Origin of the sequence: Nitrospira sp. SG-bin1, from assembly GCA_002083365.1 — a bacterium.
Classification (GTDB): Bacteria; Nitrospirota; Nitrospiria; order Nitrospirales; family Nitrospiraceae; genus Nitrospira_D.
In genome coordinates, this window is sequence record LVWS01000007.1 from 70386 (window position 1) to 91696 (window position 21311).

Here is a 21311-nt window from a genome sequence, read left to right on the forward strand (position 1 = left end):
CAATCGATCAACAGAGCGATGTTAGGCCGCCACATCATTGATCTGTCTCACATAGGCGTCGACGTCGAATTTTCGTTCAAGGCCCGATGCCGCCATGTACCGCACCTTTCCGAAGATAGGACGTTCGCCCCACGGCCTGTCATGCAGTCCGAATATCCAGGCGGTATTCGAATAGGAGTTGGCATCTCGGCCGTCGAGGTAATACCGATTCATGATATGGAGCGTCGCGGCGTGGGCTTCTTCGGGCGTACGAGACCACTCGAGAATCTTCTTGCCCCAGTACATCCGCATATGGTTGTGCATGTATCCGGTGACGAGCATTTGTCGGCACGCGGCGTTCCAGTAAGGATCATGGGTCTCCGCCGCTTCCAATCGTTCGATCGCATAGAGGTGTTCCCTTCGATCGTGCTTATGAGCCTCCAATGTCTTCTTGGCCCACCGAGGGATGCATTCATACCGATCATAGTCGGCGGTAAATCGGCAGAAATTCATGGACAGCTCCCTGCGTACGACCAGTTCGTCCAAGAAAGAGGCGACGTCGGCCCGCAATGCCATGGGCGCCTGCCGGACTTGCAGGGCCAGATACAACGGAGAGATCTGTCCGAAATGCAGATACATGCTCATGTACGAGACACGAGGGTTCTGCGGCTGATTGCGATGATCTTTGTACCCGGCCAGTCGATGACCGATGAAATCATGGAAACGGGACTTGGCCTGAGCCGTGCCTCCCCGATGGAACTTCGTCACCGCTCGGACCGTTCGATCGACTTTCAGCTCGCCCAGCACGGCGTCGATGTCATCCAGTCGCACACCCTGTTGAAGCGGTGGGCGGGACGGACGGTGAAGCGGTGTTTGACGCAGGTCGATCAGATACTTATCCAGATGGCGCTGTACCTTCCCTCGAAATGTTCGGGCCGCCGTTTCTGCTTTGCGCGACGCCACGTCCACCGGAACCACGACGTCGCTTTCCACTTGAATGACACGGCATTCCGCCTCCTCGGCCACTCGTCGCCGCCATGCCTCTTGGTGTCGCAAGTATCCTCGGTCACAGACGATGACGGACGCGGCACGGCCCATATCCAGCGCGACATCAGAAGGATGGCCGAACTGGACGGTCATTGAAATGCCTCGGTCGGCCAACGCGGCTTGTGTCTCCTGTATCCCCTCCAACATGAATCGGTAATGACGGAGATTCGCCTCGGGATAGTCCTGCATTAACCCGAACACCACGCGCAGCGATCGATTCGTTTCGTTGGCCAGCCGCACGGCGTATTCCAGCGCATGGTTGTCCTCCGCTCGCTGCGACTGCTGCATCCAGTACAAGACATCGCCTCGTTCGCGAGCCGGTTTCTCGTTGAGATGTTGTATCCGCTCTGGCTGGATCGTCATCAACTAGCTTTCCGTGCGATCATGCGACCTCAGTATCGGCATGCGAAGACTCGATTGAGTTTTTCCCATGGCGAATCGCGAACGTGGCGCATGACGCTGAAGAGAACCACGAGTCGGAGTGTATGGTTCCGACATAGGCGGCTTCTTCTCCACTTCGGCCATCCCGACCCGATCACGACTGGAATCGAACTTCTCGAAAACGACGGACTCGTACAAATACTGCCCGGACCAGCGGATCCTCCCGATCTTCCGAAATGATCCTTGTGATTTCCGATGGCATCTAGCTTGGCGGCATGTGATGCCGTCCGTGAGATGAGCGGCACTGGCGAGTCCTTTGCATCCCAACGAAATGCGAATCTGCCGGGAACGGATTCCCATATAACCCAAGGTACCGAAGAGTTGGGCGGCCGATTCACGCTATCATGTATGGCGCATTTGCAAGACTGGCCCTTTCCCTAGCGAGCGTTGGTTATGAAGCTTGACTACGGGCCGTTCAGAAAGGCTGTGTGATGTTGGATATCCTTATCATCGCGTTGTGTCTACTCCTCAATGGTCTGTTGGCGGCGGCTGAAATCGCCTTTGTCGCCGTCCACCGTCCTTATCTTCGGGAACTGGTGCGGCAAGGACATGGGCGCGCGTCCCTTCTATTGCAATTGCGGGAAAAGCCGGAACGGACATTATCGGTCGTGCAAATCGGCATTACCTTGGTCGGCGCGCTTGCGGGCGCGGTGGGTGGGGCCGGAGCGGAAGAATTGCTGAGTCCCGGGCTTGAGGCTCATCTGGGTCTGTCTGAAGGGAGCGCCGACACGCTGGCGATCGGCCTCGTGGTCCTGCCGTTGACCTACGCGACGGTCGTGATCGGCGAGCTGGTGCCGAAGTCGCTGGCCCTCCGCAATGCGGTCGGCTTCGCCTTGCGAAGCGCGCGGTGGTTATCGCTCTTTGATAGATTGTTGGGTCCGATCGTGACGCTCTTCGAATGGTCGACGCGGCAAGTGTTGCGCGTCATCGGCCTGTTTCATCGACTGACCGGAACGTCTCCGTCCGGTTCTAAGGAAGTGAAGAATGACGGCGAAGGATCGGGCATCGCGTTGGACAGGCTCTCCGAACCGCATCGCCAATACGTGATGAACCTTGTCGGCCTGGAACGCAGAACCCTGAACGAGATTTATGTGCCGTGGGAGCATGTCGTGTGCGTCCGCTCGTCACAATCGTCCGAGGAGGTAGAAGCCGTCATCCTTTCCTCCGGCCATACCCGAATTCCCGTCGTCGAGGGTCTCGCTGTCGAAGGCATCCTCCACACGAAGGAATTCATGGGGCTCCGGCGGTCTGGAATGGACCACTGGACGTCGCTTCTTCGACCGGCCATCAAGCTCCAAGCCGAGGTGCGGATGATCGCGGGGCTCAGACTGCTTCAGGAGCACCGCATGCACATGGCCGTCGTGTATGCGGGTGAAACCCTGCTAGGCATCGTGACCGTTGAAGACATACTGGAGGAGATTGTCGGAGATTTGTACGATGAAGACGATGACGGACGACTGCGCCGAATCTTGACCACGACCCCTCGAGCCATTGTGCGACAACGCTCCAAATCCGGATGACGTGGTTTACCCCCGAGCGCCTATTTCGCGATGGCTATGCCCGGAACCGGGGCATTCACTGGTTGCACCATCATCTGGAACAATTGATACAACATGTCGAAAGCCTTGGCGCTGCGAACATCTTGGGGCCGATCCGGCGTCGGCTTTCGTATGCCATAGTATCGCCCCTCATACCGGATTGACACGGCCGCGTCATCCAGCGCTCTGTCGGATTCTTCAATCGTCAACAGTCGTATGGCGTCCCGCTGGCGACCGGCCTCCCGCATGCTCCGCGCAAAGAACTCCAACACGGAGTTGAAACTGCGCAACGTGATCTGACCCCTGATGGGAAAGTCCCCTCCCGGGAAATCCGGACGAATATCGACGAGAATCTCATTCGCCGGCCATTCCTTCAGCCGGTCTCCCAATGCTTGACGGGCCGACTCCTTCACTTCATGCGGACGATAATTCGAGATGAGGACGCGCATGCGATCCAGCCGGAATCGGTCTCCGGTCGTCTTCCACTTATAGCCCTTGTCGAGGGCGGCCAGTACGTCGTCCGGCGCAATACCGGCCGGCAACGGGCCGGTCCAGGCTTCTTCCAGCATGACTGAAGCAATGTGCAGCTGGTGCTCGTCGTAGAGCGCCGTGATGTGACGCACACGCCGTTGGAACTCCTCGTACTCGTCCAGACGTCCGGGATGGTTCAGATACACGGCGGTTTCATCACCTGTTTGAATCCGCATGGAGCTGACCGCCATCTGCAGCGCCATACCCATATTCTCGCCGACTTCGAGCAGCCGAAGGAATCGTTTTTCATCCAGAGGCGTGAGCAATCGCGTGGTGAACTCCTCTCCGTCGATCGGGACGATTGTCACGGTGGGATTTTCAGCAGCCGTCGCGCTGAACAGCGGACCGACCAACCCTCGAGCGTCTCCCTCCGGCGGAACAATCCCGGCGCTCACACGGAAGTCGAAGGTCGCTGCGATGCTGGAGACCTTCGTGAAATGCAACGGCTGGTAGAACCGAGCACGGACGATATTGAGCAGCAATTCTTCGCTTGTCACCCGTTCTACATTTCGATCGTAGGCCAGTACCGCATGATGTAGAGCAATCGGCGCGAGACAGCCGGTGACAGAGGACCCTACTCCCATTGCAATCGCCACGTGAAGCACGGTCTCATATCCGACGGCATGGAGATTCACTCTGTTGTCATATCAACGGAACCTGTATCTCCCCACTGGGGACATCCGCAGCATCGATGTAGGAGGGAACCGAAGTGCCGTCGAGTGCAACCTGTCCGCCGTAGGACAAATTGTCTCCACTGGCCGTGGGACTTCATTTCAGCGTATGCTGATATCGAAGGAGTTCTCTATGATATCCGGCATTTCTTTTGCTCATCGTGCCGGCATGCGTATCATGCGTATGTGGCCTGGAAGTCCATTCCCACTCGGCGCCACGTGGGACGGGCAAGGTGTCAATTTCGCGTTGTTTTCCGAAAATGCGACCAAAGTCGAGCTCTGTCTGTTCGATCGTGCCGATGATCCACACCCGTCCATGTGTCTGCCGCTGGAGGAACAAACCAATCAAGTATGGCACGTGTATTTGCCGGAAGTGTCTCCCGGACAACACTATGGCTATCGTGTCCATGGTTCTTATGATCCAGCACAAGGCCATCGATTCAATCCGACCAAACTCCTCATTGATCCCTACGCGAAGGCCGTGGCCGGCAACGTACAATGGGCGGGCAATCGCATGTTTGGCTATCGAATCGGTGATCCTGAAGCGGACTTGTCGATGGACGACCAGGACAATGCGGCGGATGTCCCCAAAAGCGTCGTCGTGGATTCCTCGTTCACATGGGGGGCGGATAAACTTCTGGTCACACCGTGGGATGAGACCGTCATCTACGAAGTCCATGTGAAAGGGTTCACCGCTCGACATCCCGAGGTGCCGGAAGCTCTGCGCGGAACCTACTTGGGCATGACGTCGCCCGCCGTTCTGGATCACCTGAAAAGCCTCGGTGTGACCGCCGTCGAATTATTGCCCGTCCATCACTTTGTCCGCGACCAGCATCTGCACGATCGCGGCTTGACGAACTATTGGGGTTACAACTCGATCGGGTTTTTCGCGCCGGATATTCGGTACGCGCATTCACAGAAACGCGGCGAACAAGTGCGCGAATTCAAGACGATGGTGAAGACCCTGCACAGCGAAGGCATCGAAGTCATTCTGGATGTGGTCTACAACCATACGGCAGAAGGCAATCATCTCGGCCCGACCCTGTGTTTCCGCGGGATCGACAACGCGTCATACTATCGTTTGGTCGACGACAATAAACGCTATTACATGGACTACACGGGATGCGGCAACACGCTCAACATGAACCACCCCCGCGTGCTGCAGTTGATCATGGACAGCCTGCGCTATTGGGTCGAAGAGATGCACGTGGACGGATTCCGTTTCGATCTCGCATCCACCCTTGCGCGGGAACTGCACGACGTGAACCGCCTGGGGGCCTTCTTCGATATCATCCACCAGGATCCGATCCTGTCCCGCGTGAAACTGATCGCGGAGCCATGGGACTTGGCGTCGGGCGGCTACCAGGTCGGCAACTTCCCCTTGGGCTGGGCCGAATGGAACGACAAATACCGCGATACCATCCGCCGTTACGTGAAGGGCGACGGCGGGCAAGTGTCCGAGTTCGGCTACCGCCTGTCGGGCAGCAGCGACCTGTACGAGCGCAGTGGAAAACATCCTTACGCCAGCATTAACTTCGTGACCGCCCACGACGGCTTCACGCTCAACGATCTGGTCTCGTACAACCAGAAGCACAACGAAGCAAACCAAGAAGATAATCGAGACGGCAACGACAATAATCAAAGCTGGAACTGCGGCGTGGAAGGTCCGACCAACGATCCGGCGATCATCGCGTTGCGCGAGCAACAGAAACGCAATTTTCTGGCGACCCTTTTCCTTTCTCAGGGAGTCCCCATGCTCTGCGGCGGGGATGAATTGGGCCGCACTCAGGGAGGCAACAACAACGCCTACTGTCAGGACAATGAGATCAGTTGGTTCGACTGGAAGTTGAAGGATCGCGACCGCGAATTATTGAATTTCGTGCGGCGCCTCATTCAATTGCGGCGTGATCAACCGGTGTTGCGCCGCCGCCAGTTTTTTCAGGGACGGCGCATCCGTGGGTCTGAAATCAAAGATATCTCGTGGTTCCGACCCGATGGCCACGAAATGACCGATCAGGACTGGCAGAATGAGCATGCGCGTTCATTGGGGGTGCGGCTCGCCGGTGATGCCATTCAAGAGAAAGACTACAAGGGACGGCCCATTCATGGCGATACTTTATTGCTGCTGTTCAACGCCCATCACGAGCCGCTCCCCTTCGTGCTCCCCGCCCACCAGCGTGGCGTACGTTGGGAATTGCTCCTCGACACGAGTGATCCAGAAAAGCCGGAAGATCACAAACAATTCCGGGGGGGAGACGCCTTTGACCTGAAAACTCGCTCGATTGTCGTCCTGCGGTTGCATAGAACACGCTAGACTCCGCAAGCACATGAAGTCTGGATGAACCACCACCTCGGAGAACGTGAACAGTGGCCATGCCCGACCAATCTACTTCTACAATTCGGCGAGAAGCCCTGCGTCGGATGCTGCTGGAACAGCGACAAGCCCTTCAGCGTGAAATCGACGAGTCACTCACATCCTACTGGATGGTCCACAAGCGGCTGCGCGAAGAATGGAGGCCGAATGCCGAAGACCGGCCGATCCGCGACAGCACGGGGCATCAACGGTTGTCGCTCGTGGAAGCTCGGAATCGTACGAGACAACAGTTCGATGAGGCGCTCAGGCGACTCGATGAAGAATTCTCTGGGCGCTGTCAACATTGCGGGCGTCAACTTCAGAAAGGACGCTTGAAAGCGATTCCCTTCGCACTGCGGTGCCGGGACTGCCAAGAGCAGGCGGAGTTCATCGAACAGATCGAACGGCGGGAAGACCGCGAAACGATGTAACCACGTGAACCGTCCCCAAAACAGTGACGGCGGCGGGCATCACCATTGATGGTTCCTGCGACGGCAGGAAGTCATCTTTACCGCGAGGGCGACTTCACGCGAACGAGCGTGGGGTTCCGAATCGGAGGCCGTTTGATAACCTGATCATGAGAAGGCCACTGCGTCTTGCCCGGCAGTGAAAGTGAAACGGGGCGGCCCGTCTTTGCCGATCGATACAAGGCCTCGATAATCGCCACATCGATCAGGCCCTCCAACCCCGACGGTTCCGGGTCGCGGTCGTTGAGAATACAGTCGGAGAAATACAGAAGCTCCGGTGCAAATTGATCCCCGCCTCCGTACCGCTGCGAACGGCTTTTCCCATTAAGGCGGACGTTCTGCCGGAGTTCGCCGACATACTCGTAGGCCGGGTCCATCCGGACATGCCCGTTCGTGCCGACCACTTCATAGGCGGAGAGATCGTCCGCACCGAAACTACAGACGAAGGTCGCAAGGCGGTTATCCGGAAATTCCAGCCAGGCCGTCGTCATCTCATCGACGTCCCTAAAACGGCGGTCGGTTCCCTTGACCATACAAGCACTCACCTTCGTCGGGTTGGCTTGAAAGACGTACCGAGCGGCATTGATGCAATACACGCCGATATCGTAGAGCGACCCGCCCCCCAATTCCGCATTCACACGGATGTTGTCTTCGCGCACCTGCATGGTGAACACCGAATTGAAAAACCGAAGCTTGCCGAGTTTGCCGGCCTTCGCCAGCTCTGCCGTGTTCACGTTCGCCTGTTCGAAGTGCAGACGGTAGGCGACCATCAGTTTGGTGTCGGTCTTATCGGCAGCCCGGATCATGCGCCAGCATTCCTGTTCGGTCACCGCCATCGGTTTTTCGCAGAGGACATGGATGCCGGCCTTGGCAGCCCGGACCGCGAAGTCGCAATGCAAACTGTTCGGTAGAGCAATGTACACCGCGTCGATGTGACCTTCCCGCAGGCATTGATCGTATTCCCGGTACGAATAGCAATAGGGTACATCATATCTGCGGGACAACCGCTTCAGTTTTCGGGGATCATCGGAGACCAGCGCCGTCAGCTCCGAGTTCCTTTTTGCGTGACTGAAGGCCGGCACGACGGCGACCTGGGCTATGTGCCCAAGACCCACGACGGCATAACGAACCGGAGTTGCTTGTGGAGGCGACTTGGTGCGTCGTACGATGGAGGTTTTAGTCGAGACAGAACGAGCCATCAGCATCTCACCGACAACAATAATGACGAAGGTAGCATTGCTTAATCCATCCAGGCACCTAACGATTTCCCTAGTCTCCAACACGGACGTGTCATGCCCCATGGTCGTGCGCTTCCATCACGAAGTTGATGCCGATCTTTGCCTCCCCGTTTGCGAGAGCCGATAAAGCAAGTTCCTCGATGATCCACGACGGGATGAAACTGATTCCCGCCACGAATCCCGACGCCGAAAATGTGACGCCAGTTCGCAGCGGGCGGTATATCGGCTAATCCGAGATGGATCGCGCCAAAGCGAATCGAGGAGATCCTCGGTTATCGGGAAACCTCGGAGGTTGCTCTGCAAGGACAGCCGTTGGAACACGCTCGTCGACGGTTCCTCGCCTTCGCGGGATCACTCCGTCGTCGAGGAGCGGCCGCTGTGCGGAAATGCAGAAATAGCGAACCTCTTTACCGGCACGCTCAATTAGGGGTTTCTTACCACCTCCTAGGACTTTGCCCAGGGTCTACGGCGGTAGTTTGGGTGTATGAAGGCCTGAGCATAAAAAGAGAAAGGATGGTATTCCATGGCTGCTTCGTGGCTGACTTTCTTCACGCCAAACCCAATCATGACGCTCGCGTTCGTGCCGCTGCTTATCAGCGGAAACGGTCAACTGTCGCTGGCGCAGGATGAGGACCGTTCGTACTCTTTGTCGGAAGTCATAGTGTTGGCGATTGACCACAACCCCCGACCTGCCGGGGCGATCGGCGTGATCGATCTCCAGGAAGGGTTGCTCGTCCAGGCCGGCGCGTATCCCAATCCCACTATCGAGGCTCGTGGCGGTCGAGGCCTGCTTAGGGACGGCGGTGTCTTTGTGCCGGGGGCTTTCTCGGAGCTGCCACCCACTGCGGTGACCGAATACACCGGCCGAGTCTTTCAGCCCTTGGAGTGGCCGGCGAAACGAGAGGCGCGCAAGGATGCCGCCCGAGCCGGCCTGGAAGGAGCCATTGTCGGGTATGATGAAACCCTGCTTCATCTTCGTGCCGATGTGAAACTGGCATTTTGGACGCTCCTTTTTGCTCAGCGAAGCCTTCAACTGGCAAAAGAAAACCTGGCCATCATCCAAGATGTCCGTCAAACGGTCGACCGGAGAGTGGAGCTGGGAGAGTCTCCGCGATTTGAGGCGATCAAGGCGGAAGTGGAAGTTCTCAAAGCGGAGCAACGGGTCACTCGAGAGGAGAACAACGTCGAAGTCAACCGCGTCGTGCTCGATACCTTGACGGCCGGATCGCTCGGCCCTCGGTATCGGATTGAGGGCGAGTTCGAGCGTTTACCGCCGGCGCTCGAACGAAATCAATTGGTAGAGGACGCCCTTCAACAACATCCCACGATTCGCCGTTTGCGAAAAGTGATCGAAGAATCCGGCAGGACGGTGGACTTTCAGCGCCAGGCCCGTGTGCCCAACCTGACGGTGGAAGGGGGCTATTGGCGCGAAGTCGGGCGCGAAGCGGTGCAAGGGGGCATCAGCATACCCGTCCCCATTTGGTACCAACGGCAGGGGGAGATCGCCTCGGCCCTGGGAACATTGCGGCGCGAGGAGGCCAATCTCTTGCGGGTCCATTACGATCTTGTTCGGCATGTCAATCAACATTTCCGCGACACGGTCACGGCTGGTCGTCTTGTCGGGGTTTTCGAAAAAGGCCTGCTGCGCAAGACTCAGGTCGCGCTCCACATGGCGCAGTTCAGTTTCAAGCGGGGAGAAAGCAGTTTGCTTCAAGTGCTGGATGCGCAACGAGTGCACCGCGAAATCATGCTGGATTACTGGCAGGCCCGTCATGACCTCTCCGCGGCGACGACTCAGTTGGAACGGTTCGTCGGGCGGAGTTTGTATGTTCGATAAAGAGGATCGAGGCCGGCATTCGCTGCCTGGATCTTCCATGAATCGGCTGCCGTGGAGGGTAACAGAGAAGCTGTACCGCCTTATCGCTCTCCTCTCCCTTGTGAGCTTGGCCCACGGGTGCGATGCCGGATCAAAAGATACGCCCGCCGAGACATCCGAACAGGCGGCGAAGGAAGAGTCCCTCAAGACCGTCAACCTCGATCAAAAAGCGATGGCGGAGAGGGGAATCACAGTCGAACCGGTCAAGCGCCAACCCTTTCGCAGCCATCGCGATTTTCCAGGAACCATCGAATTGAACCGGCGCAAAGTGGCGAATCTCACGACACTCGTCCGCGGGCGCGCGATCGGAGTGTACGCGGATCTTGGGCAAGAGGTTACGCAGGGAACCTTGCTCGCCACGCTGGAGAGTCGAGAATTCGGGGATGCCCAGTCGGCCTATCTCAAAGCGAAGGCCACATTATACGTGGTCACCCGCGCGTACGAGCGGGCGCAGGCGTTATTAAAGGAAGAAATCATTTCCGTGGCCGAGGGACAAAGACGCGAGGGCGACATGGTTCGCGCGCAGGCCGAGCTGCGGGAATCGTACCAGCATCTTCGCCTCATGGGCATGAGCGATGAGCAGATCAAAGAACTTGCTCAAAGCCGATCCATCCACCCCCGCATTTACATCACAGCGCCGTTCCATGGGTTCGTCATTGCGCGTAACATCGTGGTCGGCGAGGTCGTGGAAGTGACCGAAACCATGTTTGTGGTGGCCGACCTGTCGGAAGTGTGGGTATTCGCGAACATTCCCGAAAAAGACATTTCGTTCATTCTGAATTCCGAGCGAACGGAAGGCCGCCAAATCGGCGAGGTGCACGTCCATGCCTATCCGGACGAGATCTTCCGCGGCACGGTGACCTACGTCGGCGCTGTCTTGGATGTGGCCACCAGGACGATGGACCTCCGCCTCGAATTGCCGAATCCGAACCTGAAATTGAAACCCGACATGTACGCGACCATTCGGATGTACTCCCAGCCGACGAGCGACGCGCTCGCCGTACCGGAGAACGCGATTCAACGCGATAGGGAGAGGCGATTCGTGTTCGTGCGAATCGACTCCGGGACGTTCGTAGCTCGGGACGTCAAGCTGGGCGACTCCAACGGCAAACAGGTCATGGTCCTCGATGGCCTTCGTGAGGGAGAACAGGTCGTGACGAACGGCGGATTCACGCTCAAATCTGAGTTAACGGGCGAAGAACTATAGTTCATGCTCACCAAGCTCCTTGAGTTTTCCCTGCGGCAACGGATCCTCGTGCTGATTTTTTCCGCAGGCCTGGCCGCGGGAGGGCTCTACGCATTCCAGACGATTCCGATCGACGCCTTTCCGGACGTCACCACGATCCTGGTACAGGTGGTCACCAAAGCCGAGGGATTGTCGCCGGCGGAAATCGAACGGTTCATCACCTTTCCGCTCGAATTGCAATTGCGGGGCGCTCCGGGGTTGACGGAAATCCGCTCCTTTTCCAAGGTGGGCGCCTCCATCATCACGGCCGTCTTTCGCGACGACGTCGATATCTATTTGGCCCGACAAATCGTCTTGGAGAGAACCTTGGAGGTTCAAGCTAGACTGCCCCCGGGCGCCACCTCGCAGCTAGTGCCGAACTACACCGGTCTGGGAGAGGTGTATCAATTCTACCTGGAGGGTCCGCACGACAACGAGCCGGACCACCGGATGACCGTGGAGGAGTTGACCGAGCGACGAACCTTGGTGGATTGGGTGATTCGTCCCCTGCTCAAAGGACTGCCGGACGTCGTGGATGTCAACTCGATGGGCGGCTACGTGAAACAGTATCAGGTCGTCGTGCATCCGGGCCTCCTCCGCAAATACGATCTGGCCCTGCATGACGTCTTCGATGCGGTCGCCAAGAACAACGCCAATGCCGGAGGAAGTCTCCTCGAAAAGGAGGAAGAGAAGTACATCGTCCGCGGCATCGGACTGATCCGCACGCTGAACGATATCGGCAACATCGTCTTGCGCGAAGTCGAGGGCACGCCGGTGTACGTCCGGGATGTGGCCGAGGTGCGGTTCGGCCACGCCGTGCGGCATGGCGCGACCGTGCTCAACGGTTCGCGTGAAGTCGTGTCCGGCCTGGTGCTCATGCTGCGCGGCGGCAATGCGCGGGAGGTGGTGCAGGCCGTCAAGGAGAAAATCGACGAGATCCATGACAAACATATTCTTCCGAACGGTCTGCGCATCGTGCCGTACTATGACCGCATGGAATTGGTCAATGCCGCCTTGCATACGGTCTACAAGGCGCTCATCGAAGGCATCATCTTCGTGGTGATCGTCCTGTACTTGTACCTCGGAGACATCCGCAGCGCCTTGGCCGTGACGATCGTGCTGATCGTCGCGCCGCTCTGTACTTTCATCGTGATGTGGTACTACGGGTTGTCGGCCAATTTGATGTCGCTCGGCGGGTTGGCCATCTCGTTGGGCATGATCACCGACGCCGCGATCATCCAAGTGGAGAATGTCGCGCGGCATCTGTCGGAAGCCTCGGAGGAAGATCGTCGGTCCGTGGAACGCCGACTCCCGATCGTGCTGAAGGGCGTGGCGGAGGTCCGCGGTCCCAGCCTGTTCGGGGAATTGATCATTGCCCTGACCTTTGTGCCGATCCTGGGACTCGTGGGGATGGAAGGCAAAATGTTCGGTCCGTTGGCCTTGACGATCATGATGGCATTGTTTGTGTCCCTGCTGCTGTCCTTTACCCTTTCGCCGGCCTTGTGCCTGTTGTTGTTGAAAGGCGGCCATCATGGGGATCCGTTCCTCGTGCGATGGGCGAAGAAGGGCTATCGCCCCATGTTGGACTGGGCGTTCGCACACCGCATCCTTCTGCTCGGCGTCGCCGTCGCGATGCTGGCAGGCAGTTTGGCCCTGTTTCCATTCCTGGGTGGAGAATTCATTCCAATCCTGAACGAGGTCGCCATCACTCCTCAAACCATCCGCCATCCGAGCATCTCCCTTGAGGAGTCGATACAAATCGAAATGGAAATGCAGCGGGCGGTCATGGAATTCCCCGAGGTCACCAAGGTGCTCTCGAAGATCGGCCGTTCCGAGATCGGCAACGATCCGCAGGAGCCGAACGCGAGCGATCCCGTCGTCTCGTTGAAGCCGATGGACGAATGGACCACGGCGGAGACCAAGCCGGAGTTGGATCAAGCGGTGCGCAAACGCCTCGAACGGATCCCAGGGGCCACGTTCTTGCTGAGCCAACCCATTCAACAGCGCGTCGATGAGCTGCTGTCTGGTGTTCGATCGGAGGCCACCGTCAAGGTCTTGGGAGATGATCTGAACGTGCTGCGTAAAACCGCCGAGCAAATCCGCGCCATCATGAGCGAGACGCGCGGGGTCGCCGATATCCGCGTCGAGCAACTGTTCGGCCAGGTGTACTTGGCGATCGATATCGATCGCGAGAAGATCGCCCGGCGCGGCATCAATGTGGCGCATATCCAGGACATCGTCTCGACGGCGATCGGCATGGAACCGGCCACACAAGTGTATGAAGGCCAAAAACGTTTTGATCTGACGTTGCGCTATCCGGAGCCGTTTCGGAACAGTGTCGAAACCATCCGCAATATTCTGCTGCGCGGCGCTACCGGCACCCTGATACCCTTGGGCGACCTCGCGCAGGTCGAACTGCGTGAAGGCCCCGCCCTCATCAGCCGGGAGCAATTGCAGCGGCGCATCTATATCGGATTCAATACCTACGGACGGGACATCGAGAGCATCGTCGCGGAGGCCCAGAAGAAAATCGACAAAATAAAGCTTCCCCCGAACTATCACATCGTCTGGGGAGGATCGTTCGAGAACATGCAGCGGGCCATGGCCCGCTTGAAGATCATCGTCCCGATCACGATCGGCATCATGTTCCTCTTGCTCTATGTCTCGTTCAATTCATTCCGTTATGCGACCTTGATCATGCTCAATCTGCCGTTGGCATTGATCGGGGGCATCGTCGGGCTATGGGTGACCGGAGAGTATCTCAGTGTGCCGGCCTCGGTCGGATTCATCAATCTATTCGGCATCGCGGTGCTCAACGGCATCGTGCTGGTCTCGTACATCGCCCAACTGAGAGAGAAGACAGAATCCGCCAAGGAGGCGGCCGTCCAGGGCTGCATGTTGCGCTTGCGTCCCGTGCTCATGACCGCCACGGTCGCGCTGCTCGCGCTGACACCGCTCGCGTTGGCCACCGGCGTGGGATCGGAGGTGCAACGTCCGCTTGCGGTCGTCGTCATCAGCGGCCTTTTAACATCGACATTACTCACGCTGTTGGTTCTGCCTACCCTATTCCCCTGGTTCGAACCGAAACACAGGAAGAATAAAGAAGGATAGGCCGAGCATTTGTCGTCGGCTTTTGGGGGACAATGCCTGCGACACCGCTTATCCCTGTGTTTTCCGATTCTCATTCTTTGTGGCCCAATACAACCATCCGTATCCCGCCACTCCCGCCATCAGCGAGGCTGCCAATATGCCAACTTTGGCCTCCGCGAGCAGCGACGCGTCGTCAAACGCCAAGTCGGCGATAAACAACGACACCGTGAAGCCGATCCCTCCGAGCATCGCGACGCCGATGAGACGCGGCCAGGTGATACCTTTTGAGAAGGTGGCCATGCCGGTCCGGACAGCGAGCCAGGAGAACCCGGCGATCCCCGCGAATTTTCCGATCACCAGTCCACCGACGACGCCGAGCGTCACCGGACTAGCCGCCGCCTCCTGCAGCATCGAACCCGACAAGGCGACACCCGCGTTAGCCAGCGCGAAGAGCGGCAGCACCAGGAAACTGACCCACGGTTGCAGCAGCCGCTCCAGCCGCTCGAGCGGGGATTCGGTTTCATGAACCAACTGTTCGATCTCGCCCAACAAGGCCTCGGCCCTGTTTTCGTCGCAACATTCAAGCTGTCGAGTAAATTCATTGATCAACTCTCCGGCGGAGTCGGCGAATCGGCGATAGGAAAACCAGGCGGTCGCCGGCGTCACCAATCCCAACAGAACACCCCCGATGGTCGGATGGACGCCCGCGTGCTGCAACGCGAGCCAAAACGCGGCGCCGACGAACGCATAGTACTGGATGCCTCGAACGCCGACCCACTGCATGAGCAAGACACTGGAAAGCAGCGCTACCGCCAGCCCCAACGCCCAGATGGACAATGAGTCCGTGTAGAACAGAGCGATCACGAGAATGGCGCCGATGTCGTCCACCACGGCTAGCGCGAGTAAGAATACACGAAGTTGCGGTGAAATGCGGTCGCCAAGCAATGCCAATAAGCCGAGCGCGAATGCGATGTCGGTCGCCATGGGTATACCCCACCCACTACTGGCGTCGCTTCCGAACGTCACGGCCAGATAAAGCGACGCGGGCAGCACCATCCCGCCCAGCGCGGCACATACGGGCAGAGCGGCTTTCATCCAGCCGTGCAGTTCGCCGTGCAGAATTTCTTTCTTGATCTCCAGCCCAACGGCGAAGAAAAAGATCGTCATGAGTCCGTCGTTGATCCAGTGATGGAAGGAGAGCGAAACACCGACGACTCCGAAATCGATCGATAATTCGGTTTCTCGCAAATCGAGATAGCTCGCCGACCAAGGGGAATTCGCCCAGATCAGGGCAATAAAGGATGCCGCGAAGAGGACGGCTCCGCGCACGACCTGACTGTGGATCATGGACTGAGCCGGCAACAGCATCCTACGCGCGAGCGGCGAACGTTCCGCCATCACCGACGTGCTTCCTCTTGTGCGTGCCGGAGCTGTCATGTCGCGCCTCTGTGTCGTTGCCTCGTTCGATGACCATCTGATCGTCCGTTGTTCATAGATACCCCGCTCATCCGATTGTTCGTTTGAAGGGCCATGGCACCCTACGGCTTACCCATAGCGCAGTCTAAGTATCACGTTGTGCCTGCGAGCAGGAACGTGACGGCGTTGGTGAAGATGATCGGCAAGAGCCGACCATCAATCCGTAGACGAACCAGCACAAGAGTCCCGTTGTAAACGCGCCCCAACATGCCCGACGACGGATCCTTGGTCGATTTGCTCTTGTAGCTCTGGATCTCCGTCGATAGCCATGCGGTTTCATTACCCACAGTCTTGAATAGCGCCGGGGTAACAGCCGCTCAAGGAACCGCCCGCCCTTCGTACGTCGCCCGTTCGTCCTCAAGGGTCATGACGCCGTAGACGAGGTATCCGTTGTAGGCGCGGGCCGTTTCCCGCACCCAACCCATGCTGAGCATCGTCAGCATGGCACACAGGGCGACCGCGATGAGGATCTTTTGGCTTCCGCGATCTTGGCCGATCGTGACGCCGGTCTTCCACCAGGAGGCGGGACCGACGAAGGAACGCAGGAACAGAATCCAATTCAGCAGACCGAAGAACACGAGCGCCGCGATCGCGAAATATTTGTTCGGCTGCATTTTGCCGAGAGGATTGATCTCGATGTTCGTGAGTCGGGAGAGGACGGGAACGTGTTGCAGATAATACGGCATGGCGAAGACGAGCCAGGCAACAATGAGCACGGCCAACGACACCGGAAGGATCAGGCGGGCGGCGCTGTCTGGCTTGCTGCTCGAACGGACGGTACGGAGAATGAACAAGGACCCGAGCACGGCGATCAGCCCGTAGAGCAGTGCGACCAAATCGAACAGCCATGAGCGGGCGCCGAGCATGAGCGTATGGAAAGCCTGCGGTTCGGCGTACCGAACGTGGAGCAAATATTGGTAGCCGATCACCGGCATCACGAGCAGCGCCGCGAAGCCGACGGCGAAGCACCAGCCTCCGGCCCAGCGATAGAATCGGCGGTCTTCCTCTACATGCGAGCGTAGGAACGCGAGGCTGCACAATGCCGCAAGGACAAATCCGGCCCAGGTCAAATTTCCGAACCAACGGTGAAGGTCGAGATCGATCATGGTCGGATTCAAGATATTGGCCCACGACGAGTCGGTCGGGTGGGGCGTCAACATATAGGAGGCGGTGATGTCGATAAAAAACATCGCGACAACCGCGCAGACGGCAGCGAGCCAGCCGAACGCGAGGTGGGTGTTCCTGCGCCATCCCACGGCGGCCGACCAGGCCCAGAGGTAGTACCAGGCATAGGCGAAGACGGCCTCGCCCAGGAACAATCCCGCTTCCAGCACGAACGGCCAGAACATGATCCGAAAGATCTTGTGCCAAAACCGAGGCCAGAAAATGTTGAGCGCAAAGATGAAGGATACCCCGAAAAACGAGATCGTAGCGGTGCTCACCACCAAGGCGAACGCGATCATGTGCGCCAGCCGCCGGTAGCGGGGCTGATCCGTCACGTGCGCCAGCGTGGCCACCACGGCGCCGATCACCGCGCTCCCGACGACCAGCGTGGCGAACAGGCTATGGCTCAGCGCCGCCACGGCAATGGCGATGCGGCCGTAGAGCATTGGTATGTTGAGCGGATCGAAATCCATCGTGTCTAAAAGGTTACGGGTGAGGCTCAGGTTGAGACTAATCAGGAAACTTACTCTCAGCCTTACCCTTAGCCTGGCCCTCGGCCTTCCCTGGTCGATCCAGCGCCGGTTGCCTGGCTTCATCGTGCAGTGAGATGATCGTTCGCACTGTATCCGGACGGCGCGCGGTCTCCCTGATAGTACCCATCGTCAAGTACGTCAACGCGGCGATGATCGCCAGCGCGGTTGAAAGATATCGAATGAACGGCCTTTGATATTGTTGAGCGGGCGCAACTTCCGTGAACAGGCCGCGGGCTCGGTATAGCGCCACGGCGCTCAGAATCACCAGGGCAAACGTCCAGACGCGCCGAAGATCCGGATGGCCGACCGACAGTACCATCGCAAGCGCGAGCAAGCCGGCAGCCATAACGATCCATCGCGCCGCCTTCCCCCTCGAAGGTGCGTTCTGAAGCCACAGATGACTGCCGAGGAATAACGAACCGATCAGCACAAACTGCGCATAGACCCATGGTTGATAGGGTCCCTGCGTCAGTTGTCGATAGGCGTCAGGCGTGGATGAGCTGATTGCCTGGGCATAGAGCAATCCGCTCAGCGGCTGAATCATCAACATGATGAATCCGATCAGCAGGCCTATCTTCAAGAGCCGCACATAGTAATCGGCGTCCTCCCTTCGCGCGACGACGAGCCGCCAGGCGGCATATCCCGCCATCACATATCCGGCCATGACGAGATTCCCAAAAAATCGATGCACGACCAGTGGAACCCAGGTCGGATTCGAAAGACGACTCCACGCGCCGTCGGACTCCGCCGGAGTCAGCATGTACGACCCGATTCCGTCGAGCACGGCGACCCAGATAAACATGAGCGCGGCCGCGAGGAATCCGAGTGCGCGATGGACGCCCGGGCTCCTCGCGCGCAGCGCATCCCAATAGTGGTAGTAGGGATAGAGCGCGAAGAGCTGCAAGAGAAAGGCGATCATCGCGACGAAGATGGGGTATCGGAATCGGTTGAACAGGTGCTGGTTCGTCAATGGGAACAAACCGATGAACAGATCCACCATGACGACCGCCAACACCATGCTCGCCGTATAGGTGACGACTGTAAACCTGGTCATCGAACGGGCGGCCTCGAGCAACCACGGGCGCGTTTCTCCCAGTGATTCGGCCAGCGGGGCGAGCATCATGAAACCGACCCCCAACCCGGCGAGCAGGATGTGCAGGAGCGCGAACAGGCCGACCGCGAGGCTGTTTCCGATCAGAGGAAATTCGATGGCAGGAAGTGTCGGCATGATGGATATGTGGGTCGATCGAGTCACTGCTCATCAGTCATTGGTCATTTGCCTCACTAATGACCCATTGACCAATGACCGCTTTCGGCGATCCACGCTTCACGAACCACGCGCGACGGTTAAGATTGGGACAATGATTCGACGTACCTGACTACGGAACGCCGTTCTTCGGCGGACAGCTCGCCTTTAAAGGGCGGCATCACATCCCTCCCCTCGACTGCGAGTCCATTCGTCACCGTGTCGTAGAGCGCTTCTTCGGATAATTCCTGTACCTCCGGGTCAAGCAGGTTCGCCGGTTTTTCCTTTAGAAATGGGACAACAGGACTATGGCCCATTCCATCCATTCCATGACAATGGGAACAATTGATGCGAAAGAGTCTACCTCCCTCATGGAGCGTCGCAGGGGCATCGTGGCGCCGAATGACCGACCGGCTGTCGCGCGGCACACTTCCCACCGGCGAATGGAGGCGCGGCACTTCCTGGGGCTGATAGGACGGCTGCTCTTGCATGTCGCGCGAACAAGCTTGCACTGTGCACAAGAGACAGAGCGCGGCGAGGATGGCGGTGGCGGCCTGTCCTTCTCGTTCCCCTGCGGGCAGCGCCGACGTCGTCGGCCGGCGATGCCTGATGTCCTGCGCGCCGGCCTGCTGCAAGAGAGCGTCTACCCTCTCGGCCAGAGGCGAATCCGGCGGCAAAGAGAGGATCACCTCAATGAGCCCATCATCGACGCGCGGATCACGCTCGGCGGCGGACCGGTTTCCCGAACGAAGCCGGATGAGCATCGCCACAAATGTCGTGACGATCGCCAGGAGCATCATGGTTTCAAAGGCGATAATGCCGACGACCGGGGGGGCCACGATCGGTTTTCCTCCCGTCGCGATGGGATAGAGAAGCGCCGTGCCGCCGGCAAAGAAGACACCGATGCAGATGCCCACCAGACCCGCGATGATGGTGATGACGTGCAGCGGAGCAGGCCCAGGACGCAACACGGCCGCCTCAGGGAGCGGCAACGGCGACAGGACCTCCACCGCCTCCTCCGGCACGCCCGCCTTCCGAAGGTTTTCGAGAAGTGAGTCCGGATAGCCGGCCGGCTCGAAGAGAGCCGACACCGCCATTTCATTCTCCGTGACGGCTGCCATGGAGGAGTCCTTCCTTTTCTTCCCAAATGGAAATCACCGGGACGACCTTGACGGCCAAGACATAGAGCAGGACCGCCAACGCCAACGATCCGGCGATGATGGTCATTTCCACCCAGGAGGGAAAATAACTTCCCCAATTGAACGGCAAGCGGGGATAGGACAACGGCGGAACCAGGATCAACACGCGCTCGATGTACATGCCGATGTTGATGAGAACGCCGACGATCATGACGCCCAACGGCCAGCGGCGAAAGGTCGGGCTCGTCAGCGTGGCCAGCGGGATGAGGTAGATACAGGTCGCCATGAACCAAAAGGGCACGGCAAAGGGGCCGCTCAACAACGCATCCACCACCCACATGTGATCCGGAATGTTCCCGTACCAGATGGTGAGCAATTCGGCGAAATACAGATAGGCCAGGCACAGCGTCGTCACGATCAGCAACTTGCCGATTTTGTCGAAATGCTCGAGCCCGATGTAGTCTTCAAGGCGATAGATCTTGCGAAGCACGTACAGGCCGATCACGACCAATCCCACGCCGGAATGCACCGCCCCCACGACGAAATAGGGCGCGAAGATCGTGGAGTGCCATGCGGGAACCAGCGACACGCCGAAATCCCATCCGACGATCGAATGGACGGACACCATCACCATGACGATCAACGGCGTGATGATCCGGAGGGCCGTTTCCAGGGCCTGCCATTGATTCTGCGTGCCGGTCCATCCGAGCGAGAGCACTCGGTACAGCGGTTTGCGCCAGCCGCCGATGCGCTCCCGCAGCAGCGCGAAATCGGGAATGAGCGGCAGATAGAGGTAGATGGTGCTGGCGGTTGCATAGGTGAAGACCGCGGTCGCATCCCACATGAGCGGCGACCGAAAATTCGGCCACAGCTCCCGCTGATTGGGGACGGGAATCAGGTAGTACCAGCGCCAGACGCGCCCCAGATGGAAGAAGACGAACAAGGTGGCGATCACCAATGAAATAAACGTCATCAATTCGGCGATCCGTGTGACCGGTCTGCGCCATTCCGCGTTGGTAAGGCGCAGTACGCCTGAGATGAACGTGCCTGAGTGGCTTGCGCCCACCCAGAAGATGAACGACGCGATATAGACCGCCCAAAAGATCGGCGGATGCATATTGGTTTGTCCGATGCCGGTTTGGACTTGATAGGCCCATGCGCCCGCGCCGGCCGCCACAAGACAGGCCAGCGCCGCGACCAAGAGAAAGTAGGTCCAATGGGTCCCGAGCAGGGGCGCCAATAGATCGTGATTGATCTTCGGAATTTGTTCCCAATGTCTTTTCTCTCGTTCCATCTT

General features: G+C 58.4%; 16 protein-coding genes. 6 read left to right on the forward strand and 10 right to left on the reverse strand.

From position 1 onward, the window contains the following. Positions 1–21 precede the first annotated feature (21 nt). Both A4E19_13995 and A4E19_14000 read right to left on the reverse strand, forming a co-directional pair. Positions 22–1389, reverse strand: coding sequence for a deoxyribodipyrimidine photolyase (locus A4E19_13995; protein OQW37271.1), 1368 nt, complete (start codon positions 1387–1389; stop codon positions 22–24). Between the two features lie 3 nt (positions 1390–1392). Continuing rightward, positions 1393–1767, reverse strand: a complete 375-nt coding sequence (locus A4E19_14000; protein ID OQW37272.1) for a hypothetical protein — start codon at positions 1765–1767, stop codon at positions 1393–1395. Between the two features lie 131 nt (positions 1768–1898). Here A4E19_14000 and A4E19_14005 point away from each other — a divergent pair, with 131 nt between their 5' ends. Then, positions 1899–2987: a hypothetical protein gene (locus A4E19_14005; GenBank protein OQW37273.1), complete on the forward strand. Its 1089-nt coding sequence runs from the start codon at positions 1899–1901 to the stop codon at positions 2985–2987. A gap of 20 nt (positions 2988–3007) precedes the next feature. Here A4E19_14005 and A4E19_14010 read toward each other — a convergent pair whose 3' ends face one another. Continuing rightward, positions 3008–4171, reverse strand: a complete 1164-nt coding sequence (locus A4E19_14010) for a hypothetical protein (protein OQW37274.1) — start codon at positions 4169–4171, stop codon at positions 3008–3010. Positions 4172–4385: 214 nt separating this feature from the next. Between A4E19_14010 and A4E19_14015 the strand changes: the two genes are divergently transcribed. Together A4E19_14015 and A4E19_14020 are read left to right on the forward strand one after the other, a co-directional pair. Beyond that, on the forward strand, positions 4386–6521 hold the full coding sequence (locus A4E19_14015; GenBank protein ID OQW37351.1) for a glycogen debranching enzyme: 2136 nt from the start codon (positions 4386–4388) through the stop codon (positions 6519–6521). Positions 6522–6628: 107 nt separating this feature from the next. Beyond that, positions 6629–6991 carry a hypothetical protein gene (locus A4E19_14020; GenBank protein ID OQW37275.1) on the forward strand — a complete coding sequence of 121 codons (363 nt, stop codon included), beginning with the start codon at positions 6629–6631 and terminating at the stop codon, positions 6989–6991. 77 nt (positions 6992–7068) lie between these two features. On the opposite strand, the gene A4E19_14025 is transcribed toward A4E19_14020, so the two are convergent. Continuing rightward, complete coding sequence (locus A4E19_14025; protein OQW37352.1) at positions 7069–8196, reverse strand: oxidoreductase; 1128 nt, start codon at positions 8194–8196, stop codon at positions 7069–7071. Between the two features lie 592 nt (positions 8197–8788). Here A4E19_14025 and A4E19_14030 point away from each other — a divergent pair. From A4E19_14030 to A4E19_14040, 3 genes are read left to right on the forward strand one after another with little or no spacing between them, the layout of a single operon-like run. Then, a complete protein-coding gene (locus tag A4E19_14030) occupies positions 8789–10102 on the forward strand; it encodes a hypothetical protein (GenBank protein ID OQW37276.1) in 1314 nt (437 codons plus the stop codon). Next, positions 10092–11348 (forward strand): hypothetical protein, encoded by a 1257-nt coding sequence (locus tag A4E19_14035; GenBank protein ID OQW37277.1) that lies wholly within the window; start codon positions 10092–10094, stop codon positions 11346–11348. The genes A4E19_14030 and A4E19_14035 overlap by 11 nt, the downstream gene beginning before the upstream one ends. Positions 11349–11351: 3 nt before the next feature. Next, positions 11352–14477 carry a cytochrome-c peroxidase gene (locus A4E19_14040; GenBank protein ID OQW37278.1) on the forward strand — a complete coding sequence of 1042 codons (3126 nt, stop codon included), beginning with the start codon at positions 11352–11354 and terminating at the stop codon, positions 14475–14477. Between the two features lie 48 nt (positions 14478–14525). Here the strand turns inward: A4E19_14040 and A4E19_14045 are convergent, their stop codons facing one another. From A4E19_14045 to A4E19_14070, 6 genes are all read right to left on the reverse strand, one after another. Further along, positions 14526–15824 carry a hypothetical protein gene (locus A4E19_14045; GenBank protein OQW37279.1) on the reverse strand — a complete coding sequence of 433 codons (1299 nt, stop codon included), beginning with the start codon at positions 15822–15824 and terminating at the stop codon, positions 14526–14528. A 200-nt stretch (positions 15825–16024) separates the two neighbouring features. Beyond that, positions 16025–16219 (reverse strand): hypothetical protein, encoded by a 195-nt coding sequence (locus tag A4E19_14050; protein ID OQW37280.1) that lies wholly within the window; start codon positions 16217–16219, stop codon positions 16025–16027. Between the two features lie 30 nt (positions 16220–16249). Then, the gene (locus tag A4E19_14055; GenBank protein OQW37281.1) at positions 16250–17569 is read right to left on the reverse strand and encodes a hypothetical protein; all 1320 of its coding nucleotides are present in this window, start codon (positions 17567–17569) and stop codon (positions 16250–16252) included. Between the two features lie 37 nt (positions 17570–17606). Next, positions 17607–18857 (reverse strand): hypothetical protein, encoded by a 1251-nt coding sequence (locus A4E19_14060; protein OQW37282.1) that lies wholly within the window; start codon positions 18855–18857, stop codon positions 17607–17609. Between the two features lie 119 nt (positions 18858–18976). After that, the gene (locus A4E19_14065; protein OQW37283.1) at positions 18977–19996 is read right to left on the reverse strand and encodes a hypothetical protein; all 1020 of its coding nucleotides are present in this window, start codon (positions 19994–19996) and stop codon (positions 18977–18979) included. Further along, the gene (locus A4E19_14070; protein OQW37284.1) at positions 19974–21308 is read right to left on the reverse strand and encodes a hypothetical protein; all 1335 of its coding nucleotides are present in this window, start codon (positions 21306–21308) and stop codon (positions 19974–19976) included. The genes A4E19_14065 and A4E19_14070 overlap by 23 nt, the downstream gene beginning before the upstream one ends. Positions 21309–21311: the final 3 nt, after the last annotated feature.